Here is a 21,740-nt window from a genome sequence, read left to right as displayed (position 1 = left end):
AATAGCCGGGCCGCGGCGGCGGTCATGCAGGTGAGAGAACCTGAAAGGAGTAGCCAACATGGACATCATCGACATGGCCCGTGCCTCGGGCATGGCGGTCATCCTCGACGGCAGGATTGGCCGCGAGGAATACCAGAGCGTGTGCGGCTCGCTATCCGCATTGCAGCGATTTGCCGAAGCGGTGCGCCAGGGCGCCGTGCAACAGAGCGGACATCGGAAACGCACCGCCACGCCCATTCGCAGAGCGTGAGGCGCGTCAAAGGCGTCGGGCGCGTCAGGCACGTCAGGCACGTCAGGCACGTCAGGCACGTCAGGCGCCTGGGAGGGCCGGCGCGGCCGCAGGTTCGACGCGGTTCGACTGCGGTCTCCCGTGCCGCTTTCCGGAGCCTACAATTTGAAAGGAGAATGATGTGCGACCGGAAATGCTGCCCGTTCTGCGCCGCTTGCAACTCGGCTCGGGCGTCGTGCTGCTGATTTATCTATTTTTGCACCTGGTCAACCACGCGCTCGGAATCTGGTCGCTCGATCTTGCCGGGCGCGGACTCACGCTCGCCCTGTGGATCTGGCATAGCGCCCCCGGCACGATTCTGCTGTACGGCGCAGCCCTGCTCCATTTCGCGCTGGCTGTGCGCACGATTTATGGGCGTCGCCACTGGGTGCTTCCGCCCGCCGAATGGATCCGGCTGTGGGCAGGACTCAGCCTGCCCCTGCTGCTCATCCGGCATGCCGTGGCGACGCGCCTCGCGACATCGCTGTATGGCTTCGAGCCGAACTACGAGCGAATCGTGATATCGCTGATCACGAGCGGCACGCAGGGTCTGCAGCTTGCGCTGCTCGCGCCGGGCTGGATCCATGGCTGCCTCGGCGTGTGGTTCCGCTTGCGCCACTATCCGGCGATGCAACGCGCAAGACCCGCCCTGCTGGCCTTCCTCGTGGGTTTGCCCATGCTGTCCGCCGTGGGCTTTCTGCGGATGAAGCAGGCTGTCGTGGCAATGCATGCCGTCCTCCCGGCGCCCGATTCGAAACTGCTGACGCATCAACTCACGCTCGAAACGTGGCGTCACAGTCTCGTCACGCTTTATCTTGCGGTGGTCGTTAGCGCGCTTTTCGCGGGTCTGTTGCGCAACTGGCTGGAGCGCCGACCGAGTTCGGCATGAGCGGCACAGGCGCGCTCGATCGCTTGCCTGCATGGATGCATATGTCAAAGCTTGATTGAAGACGCCGCGTTTGCGCGATGCAACCGACGTGCCGTGGCCCGCATCGCATGAGGATGCGGGCCACGGACTCGCCCGTTACGGCGGCTCGATACGGCTCGAGGCCGTTTGTCCGGCTTACCGGCTTACCGGGCTTACCGGGTCTATTGCGCTTGCAGCGCTTGCGGCTTCAGCTTGAACTTGCCTTGATACCGGATCGTCGGACGCAGCGACTGGGTCGTCGGCGCGGTCATCAGCAACTGACGCGCGAGCGGTGCAGCCGCCGGGTTAAGCGAACCGATGCTGGTGGCCCGCGACGGGTCCGCCAAACCGTTCTTCACCAGCAGCCTGGCCTCGAGTTGCAGACTGGTCAGCAACACCGGATCCTTCAGCGCGTTACCCTGCGCCAGCAACTGACTCCATGCATTGTTGCTGTAATTCGTCACGTAGTAGTCGAGGCCGCTCGGACCCGCGAGCACGGCCGAACAGCCGTTCAGACGCACCTGCATTTGCGTGTCCTTCATTGCAATCGTCTTGCGCGAGGTCAGTCCGTCACCGTAGGCGAGCGTCAGCGGAATGGCCCATTGCGTGCCGGGATACAGGTTCTGGTTCGGGAATGGCGACTGCTTCAGCGTGACCACGGTCTGATTGGTCGTCAGATCGCACTGGGTGTCGAGCGAAAGCAAAGGCACGCCGGTCTGCCGCACGAAACTGTCGCCGATCGCGACCATCGGCTCGCCGCTGGCCTTCGCCAGTTCGTCCCACAAACGTTTCGGCGTGCCGTTGCCGAGCGCGTAGTCGGCCAGATACGACTGCAACCCCTTGCGCAACACGTCTTCGCCGAGATAGTTCTCCAGCATCTTCAGCACATGGCCGCCCTTGTCGTACGTAAAGGCGCTGGCGCTCAGCACGAAGTCGTTCGAAGCCCAGCCGTTGAAGTTCGGTTGCACGGGGAACGAGGTGGATTTCAGATCGGCGTTGATGACCGCGTACTTGTTCTTTACCTGGTCGACCCAGCTGAAGCGGTCCGGGAAGAAACGCACCTTGGTCTTGTTCTCGAAGAACGTCGCGAACGACTCGTTCAGCCACACGTCGTCCCACCAGTCGAGCGTGACCAGATCGCCGAACCACTGATGCGCGGCCTCATGCGTCAAGACCGTCACGCCATAGTCGGACATGGCGGTGCCCGGCGCCGGCAGAATGTCGTCGGCGAATTCGAGAATCGCGCCCCAGTTCTCCATCCCGCCGAAGTTCAGGTCTTTCTGCTCCTTGAACGCGTCGTTGGCGGCGATCGTGTCGAACTTGGTGAGCGGCAGCGGAATGCCGGTGTAGCGGTAGTAGTAATCGAGCGCCTGCTTGGTCTGCTGCATCGCCGGTTTCGCCCAGTCACGCATGCCGGGCGGCGTGAAGATTCGCAGATGCAGGCCCTTACGGTCGGGCAGCGGACTCGAGAAGTCGTCTTCGAGAATGTCGAACTGGCCACCGCCGAAGAAGAGCAGATACGAAGGCATCGGCGGCGTCTTTTCGAACGACACCAGCTTGTAGCCGCTATCCACATTCACGGCCGGTTTTTCCGCCGCGTTCGAGACCACGTTCCAGTTTTGCGGGACCTCCGCGCTCACCTCATAGGTAGGCCTGAAGGCCGGCTCGTCCCAACCGGGGAACCATTGACGCGCCAGGTTCGACTCGCCTTGCGTGAGAATCGCGCCGCTCGTCGTGCCGTCGGTCGACTTCAGGTCGACGCGGAACACGCCCTCCGCCGCGGAGCAACCCGGATAGGGATCGTTGCCGCAACTGCCGCCAGTCTTCGCGACCGGATCGTCATAGGTCTTGAAGTTGATGATGCCGCTCCACTCCATGTGCAGCGAGTAGTTGCCGGCGGCGATCTGCCCGCTCACTGGGCGAAGCTGGTAGAAATCGCCGTCGTCTTGCGGCGTGGCGATCAGCGGGATGTTGCCGGGCTGCAGCGTGATCGTGCCGTTCGTGAACTTGATGCGGTGCCCGGCAATCGTGATCGCGTTGACAGCCTTCAGCACCTTGATCTGGACGTCCGCGCGACCGTCGAATGAAGAAAGCGCCGGATTCGGCCGGAACCACAGCTTGTAGTTGATCGGCGTGACCGTGTCTGGCAATTCGACCGGCGGCACGCTCTTGTTGATCGATGCATCCGCAACGATCGGCGCAGTGGGCGGGGCGAGCGGCACATCGGACGCGGCCGTGGGCGCCTGGGCGGACTTGCTCGAGAGCGCCGGCGAGCTGTCCGAACCGCCGCAACCCGCCAGAACCATTATTCCGGCTAACGCCAGACATTGTATCTGCAATCGGAAATTTATACGCATTGTTAATCCTCGACTGACAAAATCGGCATAAAGAAAGTGCGATGTGTGCTTAAGCTGTGTTTCTCTGTTTTTTCAGCAAAAAAGGTCTCCCGCACCAGCACCGGATTGCTAGCGAGAATATAAAGACGTGTTACTGCCTCAGCGCTTGTGGCTGATTTTAGAATTGCTTCGCTTATTCATTACAACGCTTTCAGAAAGACGACGTGAGCCGTTTTCCTGCTGCTTGATCCAATCGCCTGACTGACGGGCAAAGCAGCGGCTGACCTGCATTTGCCTATATCTGCAAGCAGGTGGACAGGAACCGGGTCAGTTTTTAGCGACAGTGCGTAGCCTAGATTGGCAAACGTTCTTGTGTCAACTTCCTTTCACAATCTTTCTTTCACTGTCGTGTTGCGTATGCAAATCGAATGGATGAAGTAATCGGCAGAGTTAATACTCTAAAAACCGAATATGCATACATTTCTACGAGAAACTTTGTTTTATTGCAGTGCGGAGTGTGTTATTAGACGCAGCGGCACCTAATGCCTTTTAAAATTAACTAGCTGTTGAGTTCACAAAAGAAAATAAACCGTTAGCGGATGAAATCCCCGCCAATCGGCATCGCGCGGACGCCTGTTTGCTTCCCAGCGCCACTCCGTTCTAGACTGCGGATCGGCCACTTTCGAAAGCGCAACCCGGTATGGACATTCTTCAAGGGATGGCGGTATTCAAGCGTGTCGTCGATGCGTCGAGCTTCTCGAAGGCGGCTGATTCGCTGGAGATGCCGCGCGCCTCGGTGTCGACGCTCGTGCAGAACCTGGAGAGTCATCTAGGGGTACGCCTGCTGAATCGCACCACCCGCAGCGTGCAGGTTACCGACGACGGCGCGCTCTACTACGAGTACTGCTCGCGCATTCTGGCCGAGGTCTCCGACGCCGAATCCGCGCTATCGAACAAGCGGCTCAACCCACGCGGCACGATTCGCGTCGACACGTCCGCCACGTTCGCGGCCAACGTGCTGCTGCCCGTCATGCGCGATTTCAATGCGCGCTACCCCGATATCACCGTCAAGCTGGGACTGGCCGACCGCAACGTCGATCTCGTGCAGGAAGGCGTCGATTGCGTGATACGGATCGGTGTTCTCGACGACTCGAACCTCGTCGCGCGACCGATCGGCGGCGTCCGCACGACGATCTGCGCGGCGCCGGCGTATCTCGAGCAAATGGGCGAACCCGTCACGCCCGACGACCTCGACCGCCATCGCGCCGTCAATTACTTTTCCGCGCGCACCGGACGCATCTATCCGTTCGAGTTTCAAGTGGACGGAACGTGGATCAGAAAGCCCGTCAACGGCATACTCGCGGTCAACGAAGGTCTCGTGTATGTCACCTCGGCGATCGAAGGATTGGGGATCATTCAGATTCCCCGCTTCATGGTCGCGAAAGCGATCGAGGCCGGCGCGTTGCGTGAACTCTTCGGCGCCTACCCTTGTCCGTCCTTGCCGCTTTCCCTGCTGTATCCACACCGTCGGCTGAGCATGTGCGTACGGGTATTCAGCGAGTGGGTTCACGAACTCGCGCAGAACAATCCGGACCTCAACGGCTAGCTGCACGCGCAACCGCGCTTCGCAACCGCACTAAGCACCCGCGCTTCGCACCCGCGCTACGTCCGCTCGATCAGCCCGCAACGCTCCAGTTCCGCAGACAACGCTTGCGCGCTGACGAATTGATATCCCCGCAGACCGGCGTCGAGCGCGCCCGTCACATTGGCCTCCGTATCGTCGACGAAGAGCGTTTCGGCCGCGGGAACCCCGAACTGCTCCACACAGCGAAGATAGGTCTGAGCGGCCGGTTTCGCCGCGCCGAACGCGGCGGACGCATAGACGTGAGGACCGAACAGTTGCGCGACGGGTGGATTCAGAAAACCGATGTTGTCCGTGAGCAGACGGCAGTTGTTGGTGAGTACCGCAATTCGACGATGTTCGGCGACGCGTTCGGCGAGCGCGAGCACGTCGTTGTTCGGTGTGATCGATGCGTGGCGTGCGCTCAGCCAGTCGTCCCGGCTGACGGGATAGTTCAGCAGTTCGCCGAGCATGGCCAGATAGTCGCTGTCGCTGATTTGCCCCGCGTCGGCACGCGCTTCGAGACCTGATCCCCAGATCGCGTGACGCACGGCCTCGGGCGTATTTCCGGAAATCGCCGCCAGACGATCGACCCGCGCCGACCGATCGTAGTGGGACAGAACGCCCTCCATGTCGAACAGGACCAGCGTGATGGGTGCAGTCATGCTGTCGGCCTCGCTTCGAAAGCTTCTAGAAATAAACATGCCATCCGACTGTATGCCATCGGACGACTATGTTTTCTATTGTGCCTCCGTTGGCCGGCGACGCCATGCGTGCCATGAGCGAAAAACGCTTGAGCGTGCAAACGCAAATCGCCGCGGGGCGGACACCTCGAACAATGAGGTGTGCCCACAGAAAATATTTATCGGATTCGCCGTCAGAATTTGCCCGCAGCCTCGACTAAGTCACGCCTAGACTTTTGCGGTGAGGAACCCAGCGTGAATGACATCGATTTCGAATGCACTACGTGCGGCAAATGCTGCCACGATTTGCGCCTCGCGTTGACGATTGCCGAGGCTATCGTGTGGCTGGAGCGCGGCGGCCACATGGAACTCATCTGCGAGGCCATACCGTGGCCCGTCGAGCCCGAGCCGGGCAATGCGCAAGCTGCGTACAAACGGGCGCGCTCTTCACCGGCAATGAGCGGAAGCCTGCCGGTCCGTATCTCGATCGTTCTCGCCGCGGCCTTCGATGGCGCCTGCCCCAATCTGCGTGCCGACATGCGCTGCGGCATCTATGAGGAACGACCGCTGGTGTGCCGGATCTATCCCGCCGAAATCAATCCTTTCGTCGATCTGGCGCCGGAAAATAAGGCGTGCCCTTCGGATGCGTGGCGGAACAAGCCGTTGCAACGGCAGGGAATCCTTGTCGATGCGGCGATCGTCGAACAGGTCGCGCAGTCGCGTCGCGCGAATCAGCTCGAAGCGCCGCTGCGCATGCAGGCATGCCTCGAGCTGGGACTGAACCATGCGGCGCTCGCGAACGAAGGCTTTGTCATGGTTTCGCCGGATAGCGAAGCGCTCCTGACCGTCTTGCGCAAGATTCACGCTACCGCGGAATCGCAGGACGCAGCCGCACAGTGGACCTTTGTGTCGAATCGGGCGGGAACCCTGGAAACGCTTCTGTCGGTGGGCGCCACCGGTCGTCTCGCAGAGCCCACCCCTGCCGGCAATTCCCGATATCACGGTTTTTTCCCGCCCTCATAAACGCAGAACCACCGGCGGCTTCTCCCGAAGCGTTACACGCTTAGACGCCGCTGCCACCCACCGTCTTGACGCTCTTCCATTGTCCTTGCTGAACCTGGAACAGCGTGTACGGCGGCTTGATCAGATCGCCGTACGGGTCAAAGGTGATATTGCCGGTCACGCCGGTCACCTTCACTTTCGACAGGCTGTCGACGATCTTTGCGCGATCGAGCGAGTCGGCCCCGTGAATCGCGTTGATCATCGCAAGTGCGGCGTCGTATGCAAACGGCGCGTACAGTTCGACATCCTGATTGAAGCGCGCCTTGTAGCGCTTGCCGAACTCCTGCGCGGCAGGCAGCTTGTCGAGCGCCGGACCGGGCTCGAGATCCTGCGTACCGTCACCCGCCGTGCCGGCGATCTGCAGGAAAGCATTGCTCTTCAGCGCACCCGCGCCGAACAGTTGCGCCTGCATGCCCAGCGAGCGCATCTGTTTGACCAGCATCGCACCCTGTTCATCCAGACCGCCGAAGAAAATCAGATCGACGTTCTTGCTCTTGAGCGTTGTCAGGACGGCGCGAAAATCCACTGCCTTGTCGTTCGTAAACTCGCGGTCGACGATATTGCCGTTCGCTTCCTTTGCGCCTTTTTCAAAGGCGTCCGCGAGCCCTTGCCCGAATGCCGTACGGTCGTCGATGATGCCGATGCGCTTCGCCTTCATCTGCTCGACCACGAAATGTCCCGCCACGACACCGCCGATGCCGTCGTGCCCCATGGTGCGGAACACGTTCTTGTAGCCTTGCTTGGTGAGTTGCGGATTGGTCGAGCCGGGCGTAATCATCGCGACGTTCGCCTGGTGATAGACCGTCGACGCCGGAATGCTGCACCCCGAGTTGTAGTGGCCGATCACGCCGACTACGCCGTCGTCGACCAGTTTCTGCGCGACCTGAATCGCCACGCGCGGGTCTGCCTGATCGTCCTGCACGTCGAGCACGAATTTGACCGGCTTTCCGCCAATAACCGGATGTTTCGCGTTCTCCTCATCGAGCGCGAGTTGCGCACCGTACTGCAGATCTTTGCCGACTCGCGCGACCGGACCGGTCAACGGCCCGACGAAACCGATCTTGACGACTTCAGGATCGGCCGCCCACGACGACGGGATATACGTGACGAGTGCACAAACGGTGGCACTCAACAGCCAATAGCGGCGATTCATGATGCGCTCCTTGCGTGATTTAACGTCGCGCGATGTGTAGGTTGGCCGATCCGATGCGCGACGCCTCGAAACCGTCCTGCGATGCCTGTTGTAAAGCGAAAAAGTCCGTGCGCCAAGCACCTCGAAGAAAATCAGAAACGCGTGGCCGAGTAAGGCGCGAGGTCGAGCGGCGGCGCACGCTGCGCGATCAGATCGGCGACGATGCCCCCGCTCACCCCGGCAAGCGTCAGCCCAAGATGCTGGTGGCCGAATGCGTAGATCACCCGCTCGCTAGCGCGCGAGCGACCGAGCACCGGCACGCCGTCCGGCAACGTCGGACGAAACCCGAGCCAGCTGCTATCCGGCGTATCGAGCGCGGGTAGGGCGCGCTTCGAAGAAAATGTCAGCAGGTCGATCAGCGAACGGTTACGCGTCTCGCCGAAGCCGGCCAGTTCGACCGTGCCCGCCACGCGCAGGCCGTCGCTCATCGGCGTCATGTAAAAGCCGCGCTCGGCCCAGCCGACCGGTCGCGAAACCAGTTGCTGCGCGCCCGGAAAGCGGACGTGATAGCCCCGCTCGGTATCGAGTGGAACCGGGTCGCCGCATTGTCTGGCGAACTGGGCGGAGCGCGCGCCCGTGGCGATCACCACGTGGCTGAAGCGGCGCGCGGTACCTTCAATCGTCACACTCGCGCCGTCGGCCGCGGGGTGCACCGCGTCGACGCTCGAGCGCTGCAGTGTCAACCCCCGGTCGGCAAGCTGCAGATAAAGCGTCTGCAGAAAGCCTTGTGGATCGGAGAAATGCCAACTGTTGCTGAACAATACGCCGCGCTCGAATATCGGCGCCAGCGCCGGTTCAAGCGCACGGATAGCGCCACCGTCAAGCACATCGAAGGCGACGCCCAGTTTTTGACGCAGATCGAGTGTGGGACGCGCGGCGTCGAACGAAGCAGCATTCGAATAAAGATAGAGACATTCGCGCGACCGGACGAACCGCGCCAGTTCCGCGTCTGCAAGCAGCGGCGCATAACCGTCATGCGCGCAATCGAGCAGCGCGGCGAGTGCGCCGGCGCTCGCTTCGTAGCGCCGCGGCAGCGAGCTCACCATGAACCGCGCGAGCCACGGCGCGAGGTGCGGCAGGTAGCCCCAACGCAATCTGAACGGGCTGTCGCTGGATAGCAGAAAGCGTGGCAGATCGCGGAACACGGACGGGTTGTTGACCGGAATGCACGCATAGTGCGCGAAGGTCCCCGCGTTGCCGAACGACGCGCCCTGCCCCACGCCGGCCGGATCGAACAGCGTGATTCGATGGCCGTCGCGCATCAGCGCCGCAGCGCTCGCGAGGCCGATGAATCCCGCACCGATGATGGCAATCTCCGACATCACTTGCGCCCTTCCATTTCGCCGCCGTCGCCGGAGCGCGCGGTCGTCGCGACATGCCGCTCACTTGCCGGCGCGCCGGGCTTCGGCGCGGACGGGGCTCGAGAAGACTGCGGGAAACGCATCGTCAAACTCCTGCTGACAGAATCTGGACACTGCCCGGCGGCACTTCGGCACGCACGCCACCAGACAAACTCTGGCAATCAGAATCACACAATATTTTTTTGTGTGCAATTAAAACTCGCATTGTGTGGCCCTGGCATTTTCCCTGGATGGTCCATGGCGCGTTGCTTGCAAACACGGACCGGCCACAGCCCGGCCCCCTGGACACCCGCGTTTAAGCGTTGCGGCGGCGCTTGTCTGGTATAGAATCGGCAAAATTCCGCACAATCGCGGACAAAGTCGATTTTGTATGGAGACATCAGTTCTTATGGCTTCTGACAAAGACACAGCGCCTCGCGCCAACGGGGCGCCGGCGCAGACGAAGCGTTCCACCTACGTCGAGGTGTCCAGCTCGATTGAGAACGAGATCCGCAGCGGCGTCTATCCGCCCGGCAGCCGCCTGCCGCCCCAGCGGCAACTGGCCACCGAACTGGGCATCAACGTGTCGACGGTGTCCCGCGCGTACAAGGAATTGCAATTGCGCGGGCTGGTGATCGGCAGCAAGCGGCGCGGGTCGCTCGTGACCGGCGGCGCCATGCCGAGCGTCGAACCCGCGCAGCCGGCCAGCAACGCCGCGATCGACCTGACCGTCAACCGGCCGGCCACCGGCGAATTTCTGAACTGCCTCGCGCGCACGCTGGCGGAATTGCCGCGCGATCCGCGCTACCCGCAATTGCAGGAGTACCAGCCGCCGCAAGGCCCCGCCTGGGCGCGCGCTGCCGGTGCCCGCTGGATGGCCGCGCCGGGCTTCACGCCGGCGCCCGATCACGTGGTGGTCACGAGCGGTGCGCAGCACGGCTTGTATGCGGTGCTGAACAGCCTGATCGGCACCGACGGCGTGATCCTCGCCGATCAACTCACCTATTACGGGTTGAAAGCACTGGCGCCGGTATTCCAGTTCGAGATCGTCGGCATTCCGAGCGACCGCGACGGCCTGCTGACCGACGAGGTGGAGCGCGCTTGCCGCCGCATGCCGGTGAAGGCGATTTTCACGGTACCGAATCTGCAGAACCCGACCGTGACGACCATGAGTCTCGAGCGCCGCATGGCGCTCGTCGACATTGCCCGCCGGCACGGTGTCGCGATCATCGAAGACGACGTCTATGGTCCGCTGGTGTCGCAGCGGTTGCCGACGATTGCAAGCCTGTGTCCGGAACTGACGTTCCACCTTGGGGCAACCTCGAAGATTCTCGCGCCAGGCCTGCGGCTCGGCTATCTGCTGAGCCCGCCGGACAGTTCCGCGCTGTGCGCGGAGGCGGTGCGCACCACCGCATGGATGCCTGCGCCGATGTCGATGCTGATCGCGTCGATCTGGATCGAGGACGGCACCGCACGCCACATCATGGACGCGCAGCTTGCCGAAATTCGCGCACGACAGGACCTGGCGCGCGAGTTGTTGCCACAGGAACTGCTGCAGACCGACCCGGCATGCATGTTCGTGTGGCTCAAGCTGCCGCCCCCGTGGCGCGCCGACGACTTTGCGGCGAATGCGAAGGCGCGCGGCGTGGTGGTGATGCCGTCGTCCGCGTTTGCCGTGGACCGCTCGGAGATCGAGCACGGCGTACGGATCAACCTCGCCTGCGCGACGAGCCGCGACCAACTCGTGAGTGCATTGCGACTGTTGACCGGCACGCTGAAGGATCGCCCTCGGGCACTGTTCGGCACGATCTGAACCAAGGACAGCTCGACCGCTGCCTCATGCCAAATCAAATTGTTCAACCGCCAAAGGAATAATCCCGCCACTCAGCACGTTCAATAACCGCAACGGCCGTCGGTCGTGAGAGAGGTGCGGTCATGAAGTCTGTGCTTAAGGTGTTGAGCGCCGCGGCGGGCGGCGTGGCGTTGATCGGGCTCGTCGCGTGCGGAGGCGGTTCGGGGTCGATCAACACTCAGTCGTATACTTCCAGCACGCTGGTCTCCGACGGCGCCGTCACTGCGCCGCACACCGACCCCAATCTGAAAAACGGATGGGGCATCGCCTTCAATCCAAAGGGCTTCGTCTGGGTTGCCGATAACGGGACCTCCGTCGCGACACTCTATGACGGCAACGGCGTGCCGCAATCCCTTGTCGTCAGTATTCCGAATGGAACCAGCGGCCCGGCGAATCCGACTGGCATCGTATTCAACGGCACAACGGATTTCGTGGTCGCGCAGAGCGGCAAGAGCGGCGTGGGCGCCTTTATCTTTGCCGGCGAAGGCGGCACGATCACCGCGTGGGCACCGGCGGTCGCACCCACCGCTGCGATCGTCGTGTTCGACGGCGGCACTGGTGGTTCGGTCTACAAGGGACTCGCACTCGCCAGCAATGGCGGAGCGAATTTTCTCTATGCCACCGACTTCCACAACAACAGGATCGACGTGTTCGACAGGAACTTCGCCAAAGTCGCGATGCCCGGCAAGTTTCAGGACGCAACGCTACCGGCCGGCTTTGCGCCGTTCGGCATTCAGGCGATCGGCGCCAGACTCTTTGTGACCTATGCCAAGCAGGACGCCGTCGCGCATGACAATGTCGCCGGCGCGGGACTCGGTTTCGTCGACGTCTTCGATACGGCCGGCAATCTGCAGCAGCGCTTCGCGTCGGCCGGCCCGCTGAATGCGCCGTGGGGCATCGCTCAGGCGCCCGGAAACTTTGGCAGATTCAGCGGTGACGTACTGATCGGCAATTTCGGCGACGGCGCCATCAACGCCTTCGATCCTTCAAGCGGACTTTCTCTTGGCGCCGTCAACCTGCCGAGTGGAAGCGCGTTCGTGCAACCGGGGCTCTGGGGTATTGCGTTCGGCAACGGACTCGATAACCAGCCGACCAACACGCTGTTCTTTGCCGCGGGGCCCAACGACGAAGCCGACGGCGTTTACGGGCGCATCGACGTGAAGATGTGAACGAAGCCGCATGCGTCGGCGATGCAACGGCGTAGTAGCGTAGCGGCGCATATGCGGTCGCGTGGAGCCGCCGCGCCGCGTCGCACGGCTTCGCTTGCCATAGGCTGCGGCATGACCCGCCGGCTAGTTCCTTACGCTGCGCAAGGCGTAAGCAGACAACGTCGCGAGGCGCTCGACACTGCGCAAGCCGGCGATCCGCTTCAACGCATGGCGCACGCGACCACGCAGATGCGCCATGCGCATGCGGCGCCAGAAACGCTCCGGCGCAAATTCGGCAAAACGCGCCTCCCTTTCCAGCAATGCCTTGCCACCGGGCAAATGAACGAACGAACAGCCGCGAAACCAGCGTACGTCGCGATAATTATTGCCGGGCCAATGGCGGCCGACTGCCTGATAGGCGCCGACCTCGACCAGGCCTTGCCCTTCGTCGACCAGCAGATTGAGTGCCGCGGAAATGAACGCTTCGTCGCCATGATGCTTCAGGCGCCCGATTTCCCTGATATAGCGCGCGTAACTGGCGCGCGCACGGGGCACCAGCCGGCGCAATGCGGCCGGCCTCGCCAGAAGAAACTCGCCGCCGTACCAGCGTGGATTTCTGAGCCGTCTGTCCGCCACGATCTCGAGATCCGCGACAACGCGTTCGCTGCCGTATGGCGGGAATACCTGATCCGAAATATCGAATGCGCCGAGTCCGGCTTCAGCACAGCGCTCGATCAGATTGCGCGCGAGCGGGCGCAGCGCGACCATGTCGGCGTCGAGCAGCAACAGCATTGCATCGGCGGGCAGCGAACCCGCCATCTGGTCCATCAGATCGAGCTTGAAATGCGCCGCATAGAACGGCGTATTCTTCGGCAGCTCGATTGTCGCCTTCAACGTCATCAACGCGGGCCGGTGCGCCTTTGCCATGCTATCGAGCCGTTGCGCGACCACCGCCGGCGCATTGGTCATGATGGTCAGCGCCGGCATGCCAACCTGCCGCAAGCTGTTGTTCAGGCAGATCGCCTGATTCACATACGACAGCGGGTCGCGATTCGTGGAATTGGGACCGGGGCTCGCATCGACATCCACATAAACCAGCGTGCAAGGAAAAAATTTCACGTTGCTCCTCACCAGGCATGAGAGGCGGGTGAGCTGATCTGCGGCGATGGACTCGGATGAACCGGGGCGCAGCTATCAGGTATGCGCTATCGTTTCACGTCCCCGCGTTGCCTTTCCGCCAAAAGTCAGCAAGACACAACGCGGGTGCCGTCAATCGGCTGTTGGCCGGTCGAAAGTACACGGCGCCATTCGGCGCATTGACATTCGAGTGAACAAGTTACCTTGCTGTCGCGCACGACCTTCGCCTGAGACATCACATTTCAGCGGCGCTGTCTTCGCTGTATCGCATGCCGTGCGAGCCAAGCAGACGGTACAGCGTCGCGCGTGAAATGTTGAGCTCTCGCGCGGCGTCGCCAGGCCGCCCGCGATGGCGCAGGAGCGCGAGTTCGATGGCCTGCCGCTCCGCTGTCTCGCGCGCCTGGGCAAGCGTCAATGGAGCGGTCGCAACGTAGCCCGACAGTTCGAGATCGTCCGCGGTGATCGTGCGGCCCTCCGACATCACAATGGCGCGGCGAACCCGGTTGATCAGTTCCCGCACGTTGCCGGGCCAGTCGTATTGATGCATCGCTGCGATCGCGTCAGGCGAAAAACCGCATAAACGGCGGCTCGCGTCCTTCCTGTAGCGATCCAGCGTGTATAGCGCGAGCAGTTCGATGTCCTTGCCGCGCACGCGCAGCGGCGGCTCGTCGACTCTCAGGACGCACAAGCGGTGGTACAGATCCGCGCGAAAACGCCCGTCTTCGATCGCGGCCTCCATGTCGACGTGGGTGGCGGAAATGATGCGCACGTCGACATCGATCGAGCCGTTGCCGCCCAGGCGGTCGATGGTGCTTTCCTGCAGGAAACGCAGCAGGCTCGCCTGACTCTCGAACGGCAGATCGCCGATTTCGTCGAGAAACACCGTGCCGCCGTGAGCGGCTTCGACGCGCCCTATTCTGCGTTGATTCGCGCCCGTGAACGCGCCGCGCTCGTAGCCGAACAACTCGGACTGCAACAGGTGCGGCGGAATCGCACCGCAATTGATGGCGACGAACGGCGCGTTCCGACGCGGCGAGTGCGCGTGAATCGCCGCCGCCGTCAACTCCTTACCCGTACCGGATTCACCGCTGACAAAGACGGGCGCGTCGCTTGCCGCCACTTTGCGGATCGAGCGGAACAACGCAAGCATGGCCTCGCAGGTGCCGATCATCTCGTCTTTCGCCGTCGAGGTATCGACGAGCGCCGGCTCGCCGAGCGAGATCATGCCGCAGGCATGTCCCACCGTATCGATCACCCTGGCGTTCGTGGCAGGCAGCGTCACGTAGTCGAAGCAGTAGTCGCGCACCAGCCTGCGTATGACTGTGTCATCCAGTTCGGGCGCCGCGGTCATCGCCACCCAGCCGATGTTCGGCATTGCCAGGCAGGCTTCCAGCGCGGCAATCTCACGCGGGTCGAACACGCTCGACAGGTCGGCCAGGCCGGCCGCCAGCGAGCCGTCATCCACGGCTTGCCGCACGTCGCGAACCGAGCCGACGACTTCAACCGCCCAATCGCGCTCTTCGAAGCTCGCCAATAGCGGCGGCGAAGGATCGCGCGTGAAGTAGATGACACGCCGCGTAATGGCCTTCTTTTTCTGCATTGTTCTTCGTTTTCCCGCTGAGCCTGCGCTGAAACCGATGGTGGTCAGCCTCCTCGTCGCGGCATCGTTCCTGTTGCCTCGCGGATGCCTGTCCTCGCGAATCAGGCGCGTACCGGGAGCTGCCGTTTTTGTCGTGCATGGGGTTGGCGCGAGTCGGCGGCGCTGCGGACGCCGGCTGGCGAAAAACCGGATGCGATCGTGTCCGCCGATCATACGCGGCTACAAGGTCGTCGAGACAGGTCCTGACCTTATTTGATGATTGAAGCCGCAAACGCGCCAACGGGCGCATCGGCGCCGCTATCGAGCCGGCGTTTCGCGCGCCGGCACTATCGCGACCACGCGCCTAGCGTCTCAACTTTCTGAAGAACTTGCGGATCTCGGCAGCGAGCAAATCGGGCTTTTCCATTGCGGCGAAATGGCCACCGGCCGGCATGTCGGTCCATTGGACGACGTTGAAGGTTCGCTCGAGCCACGTGCGCGGCGGGTGATTGATCTCCTTTGGAAAACGGGCGAAGCCCACCGGCGGCACGACGCGTTGCCCCTCGGCGAAGCGTATCGGCTGCAGCCGGTTTTCCCAATACATCTGTATTGCCGTGCCGATGCTCTGCGTGTACCAGTAGAGTGAAATGTTGGTGAGCAACTCGTCTTTCGAAAACACCCGCTCGATGTCGCCGTCGCAATCGCTCCACGCGCGAAACTTCTCGCCGATCCACGCAGCGAGTCCCACGGGCGAGTCGTTCAGCGACGCCGCCAGGGTCTGCGGCTTCGTGGCGTGCATATGGGCGTAGCCCCCCTCCTGCGCGACCCACTCGGCCTTTTCCTGAAGATAGGCTTCTTCTTGCGGCGTGAGCGGCGTCTGTGCGGCGCCGCTTGCCGGCTCGTACGAGCTCGGCAAGAAGTTGAGATGAATGCCGTCGACAGCTTCGTGATGCCGCGCCGCGAGCGCGATCGAGACGCCGGCGCCGAGATCGCCGCCCTGGGCGCCAAAGCGTTCATAACCGAGGCCGCGCATCAGCGAAGCCCACAGATCCGCCACCTCAAACGAGGAAGTGCCGGGCTCCACCGGCGCCTGCGAGAATGCGAAACCGGGCAGCGATGGAACGACGACATCGAATGCGTCGGCCGGGTCGCAACCGAATGCGGCGGGGTCGCATAGCCGGTCGAGTAGCGCGTGGAACTCGAAAAACGAGCCCGGCCAGCCATGCGTGACCACAAGCGGGTAAGACGCCGGGCCAACGCCGCGCCGATGCACGAAGTGCACGCGCTGACCGTCGACTTCGGCAAGAAATTGCGGTTGAAGATTCAGCTTGCGCTCGGCCTCGCGCCAATCGAAACGCTCGGCCCAATACTGCGCGAGTTCGTGCAGCCAGGTTGGTTCGGCGCCTTGCTGCCAGGCTGGCGACGGCGTCGCCGGTGCCCACCGTGTCGCCCGAATGCGCAGGCGAAGGTCGTCGATGTCAGCGTCGGGCACGGCAATCTGAAACGGCTCTATCTGCATGTCAGTTCATCCGGCACAGGGTGTGGGGATAACAGGCGCTTCGGCTTCGATGGTGCCGTTCGCGGCGATGCGCCGGGGGCCAAGGCGCGAAGCGGGCATGAAGTGCATGAAGCGCACGAAGCAATCTGCATGGTACACAAAGAACGCGATGCTCGTTTTGCGCGCCGGAGACCACCCTTTCTGCAGCACGTGCTGTTCGACCGCAAACAGAAAAGCCCGCAAAATGCGGGCTTCCTTACAGCCTACTGCCTACACCAGCACCAGCCGCTTAGAAGCGGTGACGAATACCCACCGTGCCGACCACCTGCGAGTCGGTCGACGAACGGCTCACGCCGACGATATCCGCCGTGATGCCCGAGTCGCCCACGCTGCCCACGTGCTGGTATGCCGCTTCAACGTAGACGTCGGTGCGCTTGGACAAGGCGTAGTCACTCTGCAACGTGATCTGCTGGTACTTCGGGCTCGCGCCGTTCAGACTTGCGTCGGTGTACGTGTACGCGCCCGACACGGTCCATGCCGGCGTGAATGCGTAACGTGCGTTCAGTTCATAGTTCGTGAAGCGCGCGCTGCCGCCGGTCAGCGCGAAGCCGCTCGTCGTGCCCGACGCCGACGAACTGATCGCGGTCGCGTTGTTCAGTTGCGTCTGCGTGAACACGAGACCGACGTTGGCCGCGCCGAACGCATAGTTCACACCTGCGCCATAAGTGCGCTGACGGCTCGCGTTGAACGTGGAGTCGCCGCTTGCCACGGCGCCGCTCGTGTTGGTCGTCGAACCGCCGCCGTTCAGTTGCAGGTAGCCCGCAGCGAACTTCAGGCCGCCGAATGCGTACGATGCGCCGACGCTATAGGCGCGGCTGTCCGCGAAGCTGCCCGCCGCATTCGAGAAGCCGTACAGCGCGCCGAACTTGAAGCCGCCGTAGTTGACGCTCTGAAACTTGACCGAGTTGTTGATACGCACCGAGTTGTTGAGGTTGTCGTTGTCGTACGGGTGCGCTGCGAGCGTGCCGCCGTATTGCGTGCCGTTCAGCGCGAGCGGGGCGAGATAGTCGACCACGCTGTCGTACTGGCGACCCAGCGTGACCGAGCCGAACTGGTCGCTCGACAGGCCGACGAAGGCCTGACGCCCGAACTCACGGCCGTTCTGCCCCAGCTTGCCGTTCGACAGATTGAAGCCGTTTTCCAGCACGAAAATCGCCTTCAAGCCATTGCCCAGGTCCTCCGACCCGCGCAGACCCCAACGGTTGCCGTTCAGCATGCCGCTGGCTTGCTGAAAGTTGCTGCTGCCGCCCGAATTGCTGGTGTAGGTCAGGCCCGTATCGATCAGACCGTACAGCGTGACCGAGCTTTGTGCATGGGCGGCACCCGCGGCGCCGACGAGTGCGAGCGAGAGGCCCGACAATACGAATTTATTCATTGATTTCTCTCCTGATTCGGATAGCGGATGCTATCGAGCGGCCGAGAATATCTCACTAATCGAATGACTGTTTTTCAGTTAATTACAGCGTTGCCTTTATACGACGCCACTGGTTTTTAAGATTGCCGATTATTTCACCGTAACGGCCGCTCTGCCGCCGCAAATGAAATGGGGCGTACTCCTCTCGCGAGCACGCCCCAAGTGCCTGATTTAATGCTTCTCTCGGAGAATCAAGCCGTCGCAGAATAGCATGGGGGATCCACACTAACAACCCGTATCAGGTGATTTATTATTCCAATTAATTCCAATGGAAACCAATTGGAATATCTTGCCAGATAAACGAATCCATTCGCCCAATTATTGCGGAAAACGAAAATAGTCATTGTTAATTTTAAAAACCATTGAAAACGTGCAATTGCTCGATGAAAGCGGGTGGGCGGTGTGCGTCGCCCGCTTCGCACCACGCCCTTCTCAATAGCCGGATAATGAGGCTTCTTTTACCGATCGAAAGGAGCTGGCCGCGATGTCCGCCTATGAATCCAAAGTGCCGCGAGTACTGTTGACGAACGACGACGGAATCGACGCGCCCGGCCTCGCCGTGCTCGAAGCGGTTGCCGCCGAGCTCGCACACGAAGTCTGGGTAGTCGCGCCTGAGCACGATCAGAGCGGCACATCGCATTCGATCAGTCTGCATTCGCCGCTGCGTGTCAGCCGCCAGGGAGAGCGGCGGTTCGGCGTAGTGGGCACGCCCGGCGACTGCGTCGTGATGGGCGTGCGGCATCTGATGCGCGACGCGCCGCCCACGCTGATTCTTTCCGGCGTCAATCGCGGCGGTAATCTCGGTGTCGAGACGATGTTCTCTGGCACGGTCGGCGCCGCGATGACGGGCCTGTTGCTTGGGCTTCCATCGTTCGCGTTGAGCCAGACTTTCAGCGACCGCGAGAAAGTGCGCTGGGACACCGCGCGTACGCTGGCTCCCGGCGTGATTCGCCAGTTGCTCGCGATCGAGCACGCTGCGCCCACCTGCCTGAACATCAATTTCCCCGACGTCGACGCGGCGTCTGCGGGTCCGCTCACGCCGAGCAAGCAAGGTGTCGGACTCGTCGAAGATATCGAGGTGCTGCCGCAAGTCGATCCGCGCGGCATCGCCTATCACTGGTTGCGGTTCCAACGCGGCACGCGTGCGAACGACCCCGATAGCGAAACAGCCGTGGTGGCGTCGGGACGCGTGTCGGTTACGCCGCTTGCGTTCGATCGCACGGACGACACCACTTTTGCCCGGCTCGCTGCATCGCTGCGCTAACCGGTGGCCGGCGCAGCCTCACGGACGCAGCGCGCCCGTCATGCTCGGCGCGCCGCCCGGTCCGGCCGGGTCCGGATTGCCGAACACCGGGAGGCTGCCGTCGGCGCGGGCGCGGGCGATTTCCGCGCGTACCTGTGCACGTGTTTTCGGCCCGCCCTCGGATTTCAACAGCGTGCTGGCAGCGGGCGCGAGTTGAGATGCCGGTGACGTCGGTATGACTTGTGGGGTTGGCGGTGCCGACGTCGGCTGTGCCTGCTGTGTTGGTTGTATCAGTTGTATCGGCTGTATCGGCTGTGATGCGGCAGGCGCGCTGACTACGTTGGAGAACCCCTTCACCTCAGCCGGAACAGAGGATGACGAACCCGCAACAGCAGGTGCGCCAACGTCACTCGCTCGTCCGCTCGACAGGCTACCCACGGCAACAGCGGTTACGGCGGTTTCGGGAGCATGCCGGGTCTTCGCGTAACTGGAAGACGCACGGTTCGAGTGTTCGCGCGTCGCTACGTAGCTTTCGTGCAGGCGGCCGGTCTTCCCCGAAGACCGCGAAGAAGGCCGCACCGATTTCGCCTCTTTCTGCATCGGCTTCTCTGCATGCGCAGCGGCCGGCGCGTGCCGCGCCTGCCCCGCACGCGCCTCGACTTCTCTTTGCAGCGCAAGAACCTGATCGTCGTTCCGGTGTGCCGACCGTAGCGCGTCCAGTTGCGCTTGCGCGGCGACCAGATCGTTGCGCTGCAGACTCCTGCGCGCCGCCTGGAGGTTCGTGGCAATGGCCTCGGCTGAATCGCCGCGCGCAACGACCGGTGCGGAAGTTACCGAACCCGTCACGATATCGCCACGCGTGTAATGAGCCGACGCATCGTCGCGCTCCAGGCCGAGTTCATCCGTCGACAGCCAGCCTTTGCCCGATTGCGAAACATACGCCGCGATCGCAACCGCACCGACAAAAAGGCTCGTGAGAACGATCTTCCTGGATTCGCTAAACATGACGTCTCCCTCTCAAACCCGTGGACATGTCTGTTTGCGGTGTCGCAAACGCGCCCGAATTCATCAGAGGGTCCGCAGGGAATCGATCGATGCCGCCGCAACGACGGCGAGTTCGGGCCGATACAGTCACGTACGAATAAGAGTGCAAGCTGGATGCGTGCTATCTGTTATTTATAGTCGCCAAACGCCGGTTCGTCCGCGTGCGCAGGGTGTGTTGTCCGAAAAAGCCAGCTTACTGACCATGCTTTCCTAGGACGATTGTTTGAACTGCGAAGCAATGAAAAGCCGGTTTGAATTCCGCGTTTCAATCCGGCGAATGCAGCGCACGCCTACACAAGCGGCCCTTCAGTCTGTTTGCCGCGCACAGCAACCGCAATCGAGCTTCCGACAATCAACGCAATCCCAAACAACGACATGCTGCCGATCGTCTCGCCCCACGCGACATAGCCGAATAACGCAGCCCACACGATGCTGGTGTAGTTATACGGCGCGAGCGCGCCGGCATCGGCCTGGCGAAATGCCATCGTCATCAGCAACTGCCCTGCCGTGGCGAATCCGCCGAGCAAGGCCATCACCGCGAGGGCCTGGATCGAAGGCGCGCGCCATGCGAAGAATAGCGATGCGCCCGTGACGATCGTACCGATCACCGTGAAGTACAGCACCATGGTGCCCGAATCGTCGGTGTGGCGAATCCGCTTGATCTGAATGATCGATAGTGCGCCGAAAAATGCGCTCGACATCAGCAGGACCGGACCGAGCCAGCTCGAATGCGAGCCGTCCGGGCGCACCACGAAAAGCACGCCGACAAAACCGACCGCGGCGGCAAGCGCATCGCGCGGCTTGAGCGTTTCCTTCAGCAGCAACGGCGCAAGCACGATGACCAGCAAGGTCTCCGAGTAAACGATCGCCACCGCTTCGCTGAGCGGCACATAGGGCAGCCCTGCGAAAAACAGTCCCGAGGCGCCGAGCAACGTCAGCGCGCGCAACGTCTGCCCACGCACATCCATCTGCCTGAAACGCTCGATGAGCGGCTTGCCGCGCAGGCAAACCGCTACCGCCGGCAGCAAGCCGAACAGCATCCGGAAGAACGTCACTTCATTGGCCGGATAGGCGAGCGCCACGGATTTCGCCAGGGCATCGACGAGAGCGAAGCAGAACATCGAAACGAGAATCAGCGCGACGCTGCGCAGCGGCACGGCTGCATTCCGGACGGCGGTGATGGGCGGCATGAATTTTCCTGAGAGCGCGAAGCAGCGCGTCGCTTAGGTCTCGCCTTCAATGAAAGAGAGGCGTAATCGGAAAAGGCATTATGCCTGCTGCGCCTTGCACGATCGACTCAACAATCTGCGTTCACCCATTCCGCATTCGCGCGGTCGGCGAGAATCGGTGCGCCTC

Annotated in this window: 18 protein-coding genes; 7 read left to right on the top strand and 11 right to left on the bottom strand. The window is 62.2% G+C overall.

Features of this window, described 5'->3' with window-relative positions; all coding sequences use genetic code 11:
* Positions 1–58 precede the first annotated feature (58 nt).
* A complete protein-coding gene (locus DSC91_RS06370) occupies positions 59–250 on the top strand; it encodes a hypothetical protein (RefSeq protein WP_115777343.1) in 192 nt (63 codons plus the stop codon).
* 172 nt (positions 251–422) lie between these two features.
* Positions 423–1,157, top strand: a complete 735-nt coding sequence (locus DSC91_RS06365) for a hypothetical protein (protein ID WP_115777342.1) — start codon at positions 423–425, stop codon at positions 1,155–1,157.
* A 200-nt stretch (positions 1,158–1,357) separates the two neighbouring features.
* Here DSC91_RS06365 and DSC91_RS06360 read toward each other — a convergent pair whose 3' ends face one another.
* Complete coding sequence (locus tag DSC91_RS06360) at positions 1,358–3,532, bottom strand: M1 family metallopeptidase (protein ID WP_115777341.1); 2,175 nt, start codon at positions 3,530–3,532, stop codon at positions 1,358–1,360.
* A 679-nt stretch (positions 3,533–4,211) separates the two neighbouring features.
* On the opposite strand from DSC91_RS06360, the gene DSC91_RS06355 reads away from it, so the two are divergent.
* A complete protein-coding gene (locus DSC91_RS06355; RefSeq protein ID WP_115777340.1) occupies positions 4,212–5,117 on the top strand; it encodes a LysR family transcriptional regulator in 906 nt (301 codons plus the stop codon).
* A gap of 56 nt (positions 5,118–5,173) precedes the next feature.
* Here the strand turns inward: DSC91_RS06355 and DSC91_RS06350 are convergent, their stop codons facing one another.
* Positions 5,174–5,797: an HAD-IA family hydrolase gene (locus DSC91_RS06350; RefSeq protein ID WP_115777339.1), complete on the bottom strand. Its 624-nt coding sequence runs from the start codon at positions 5,795–5,797 to the stop codon at positions 5,174–5,176.
* Positions 5,798–6,070: 273 nt separating this feature from the next.
* On the opposite strand from DSC91_RS06350, the gene DSC91_RS06345 reads away from it, so the two are divergent.
* Complete coding sequence (locus tag DSC91_RS06345) at positions 6,071–6,838, top strand: YkgJ family cysteine cluster protein (protein WP_115777338.1); 768 nt, start codon at positions 6,071–6,073, stop codon at positions 6,836–6,838.
* Positions 6,839–6,878: 40 nt separating this feature from the next.
* Here DSC91_RS06345 and DSC91_RS06340 read toward each other — a convergent pair whose 3' ends face one another.
* The 3 genes from DSC91_RS06340 to DSC91_RS38490 all read right to left on the bottom strand — a co-directional run bounded on the left by DSC91_RS06340 (position 6,879) and on the right by DSC91_RS38490 (position 9,513).
* Positions 6,879–8,030 (bottom strand): branched-chain amino acid ABC transporter substrate-binding protein, encoded by a 1,152-nt coding sequence (locus tag DSC91_RS06340; RefSeq protein WP_115777337.1) that lies wholly within the window; start codon positions 8,028–8,030, stop codon positions 6,879–6,881.
* Positions 8,031–8,161: 131 nt separating this feature from the next.
* Positions 8,162–9,391, bottom strand: coding sequence for an NAD(P)/FAD-dependent oxidoreductase (locus DSC91_RS06335; RefSeq protein ID WP_115777336.1), 1,230 nt, complete (start codon positions 9,389–9,391; stop codon positions 8,162–8,164).
* Complete coding sequence (locus DSC91_RS38490; protein ID WP_268238856.1) at positions 9,391–9,513, bottom strand: hypothetical protein; 123 nt, start codon at positions 9,511–9,513, stop codon at positions 9,391–9,393. Before DSC91_RS38490 ends, DSC91_RS06335 begins: the two co-directional genes overlap by 1 nt.
* A gap of 305 nt (positions 9,514–9,818) precedes the next feature.
* Between DSC91_RS38490 and DSC91_RS06330 the strand changes: the two genes are divergently transcribed.
* Both DSC91_RS06330 and DSC91_RS06325 read left to right on the top strand, forming a co-directional pair.
* Positions 9,819–11,222, top strand: a complete 1,404-nt coding sequence (locus DSC91_RS06330; protein WP_115777335.1) for an aminotransferase-like domain-containing protein — start codon at positions 9,819–9,821, stop codon at positions 11,220–11,222.
* 122 nt (positions 11,223–11,344) lie between these two features.
* A complete protein-coding gene (locus DSC91_RS06325) occupies positions 11,345–12,430 on the top strand; it encodes a TIGR03118 family protein (protein ID WP_115777334.1) in 1,086 nt (361 codons plus the stop codon).
* Between the two features lie 123 nt (positions 12,431–12,553).
* Here DSC91_RS06325 and DSC91_RS06320 read toward each other — a convergent pair whose 3' ends face one another.
* The 4 genes from DSC91_RS06320 to DSC91_RS06300 form a co-directional block, all read right to left on the bottom strand.
* A complete protein-coding gene (locus tag DSC91_RS06320) occupies positions 12,554–13,528 on the bottom strand; it encodes a hypothetical protein (RefSeq protein WP_115777333.1) in 975 nt (324 codons plus the stop codon).
* Positions 13,529–13,781: 253 nt separating this feature from the next.
* On the bottom strand, positions 13,782–15,146 hold the full coding sequence (locus DSC91_RS06315) for a sigma-54 dependent transcriptional regulator (RefSeq protein ID WP_115777332.1): 1,365 nt from the start codon (positions 15,144–15,146) through the stop codon (positions 13,782–13,784).
* A gap of 343 nt (positions 15,147–15,489) precedes the next feature.
* Entirely contained in the window at positions 15,490–16,644 is a 1,155-nt protein-coding gene (locus DSC91_RS06310) for an epoxide hydrolase family protein (protein WP_115777331.1), read from the bottom strand.
* Between the two features lie 268 nt (positions 16,645–16,912).
* Entirely contained in the window at positions 16,913–18,058 is a 1,146-nt protein-coding gene (locus DSC91_RS06300) for a porin (protein WP_115777329.1), read from the bottom strand.
* A gap of 523 nt (positions 18,059–18,581) precedes the next feature.
* Here DSC91_RS06300 and surE point away from each other — a divergent pair.
* Positions 18,582–19,361, top strand: coding sequence for a 5'/3'-nucleotidase SurE (gene surE / locus DSC91_RS06295; protein WP_115777328.1), 780 nt, complete (start codon positions 18,582–18,584; stop codon positions 19,359–19,361).
* An 18-nt stretch (positions 19,362–19,379) separates the two neighbouring features.
* Here the strand turns inward: surE and DSC91_RS06290 are convergent, their stop codons facing one another.
* Positions 19,380–20,345: a DUF4148 domain-containing protein gene (locus DSC91_RS06290; protein WP_115777327.1), complete on the bottom strand. Its 966-nt coding sequence runs from the start codon at positions 20,343–20,345 to the stop codon at positions 19,380–19,382.
* Between the two features lie 329 nt (positions 20,346–20,674).
* Positions 20,675–21,574, bottom strand: coding sequence for a DMT family transporter (locus DSC91_RS06285; protein ID WP_115777326.1), 900 nt, complete (start codon positions 21,572–21,574; stop codon positions 20,675–20,677).
* Positions 21,575–21,740: the final 166 nt, after the last annotated feature.

The sequence above is a fragment of the Paraburkholderia caffeinilytica genome (assembly GCF_003368325.1).
Classification (GTDB): domain Bacteria; phylum Pseudomonadota; class Gammaproteobacteria; order Burkholderiales; family Burkholderiaceae; genus Paraburkholderia; species Paraburkholderia caffeinilytica.
Note: the sequence above shows the minus strand (reverse complement) of the source record. Positions and strands in the feature narration are given on the sequence as shown.

Coding starts and splice junctions, on each gene's coding strand:
- DSC91_RS06370 (WP_115777343.1), top strand. CDS start 59: ATGGACATCATCGACATGGCCCGTGCCTCGGGCATGGCGGTCATCCTC.
- DSC91_RS06365 (WP_115777342.1), top strand. CDS start 423: ATGCTGCCCGTTCTGCGCCGCTTGCAACTCGGCTCGGGCGTCGTGCTG.
- DSC91_RS06360 (WP_115777341.1), bottom strand. CDS start 3,532: ATGCGTATAAATTTCCGATTGCAGATACAATGTCTGGCGTTAGCCGGA.
- DSC91_RS06355 (WP_115777340.1), top strand. CDS start 4,212: ATGGACATTCTTCAAGGGATGGCGGTATTCAAGCGTGTCGTCGATGCG.
- DSC91_RS06350 (WP_115777339.1), bottom strand. CDS start 5,797: ATGACTGCACCCATCACGCTGGTCCTGTTCGACATGGAGGGCGTTCTG.
- DSC91_RS06340 (WP_115777337.1), bottom strand. CDS start 8,030: ATGAATCGCCGCTATTGGCTGTTGAGTGCCACCGTTTGTGCACTCGTC.
- DSC91_RS06335 (WP_115777336.1), bottom strand. CDS start 9,391: ATGTCGGAGATTGCCATCATCGGTGCGGGATTCATCGGCCTCGCGAGC.
- DSC91_RS38490 (WP_268238856.1), bottom strand. CDS start 9,513: ATGCGTTTCCCGCAGTCTTCTCGAGCCCCGTCCGCGCCGAAGCCCGGC.
- DSC91_RS06330 (WP_115777335.1), top strand. CDS start 9,819: ATGGCTTCTGACAAAGACACAGCGCCTCGCGCCAACGGGGCGCCGGCG.
- DSC91_RS06325 (WP_115777334.1), top strand. CDS start 11,345: ATGAAGTCTGTGCTTAAGGTGTTGAGCGCCGCGGCGGGCGGCGTGGCG.
- DSC91_RS06315 (WP_115777332.1), bottom strand. CDS start 15,146: ATGCAGAAAAAGAAGGCCATTACGCGGCGTGTCATCTACTTCACGCGC.
- DSC91_RS06310 (WP_115777331.1), bottom strand. CDS start 16,644: ATGCAGATAGAGCCGTTTCAGATTGCCGTGCCCGACGCTGACATCGAC.
- DSC91_RS06300 (WP_115777329.1), bottom strand. CDS start 18,058: ATGAATAAATTCGTATTGTCGGGCCTCTCGCTCGCACTCGTCGGCGCC.
- surE (WP_115777328.1), top strand. CDS start 18,582: ATGTCCGCCTATGAATCCAAAGTGCCGCGAGTACTGTTGACGAACGAC.
- DSC91_RS06290 (WP_115777327.1), bottom strand. CDS start 20,345: ATGTTTAGCGAATCCAGGAAGATCGTTCTCACGAGCCTTTTTGTCGGT.
- DSC91_RS06285 (WP_115777326.1), bottom strand. CDS start 21,574: ATGCCGCCCATCACCGCCGTCCGGAATGCAGCCGTGCCGCTGCGCAGC.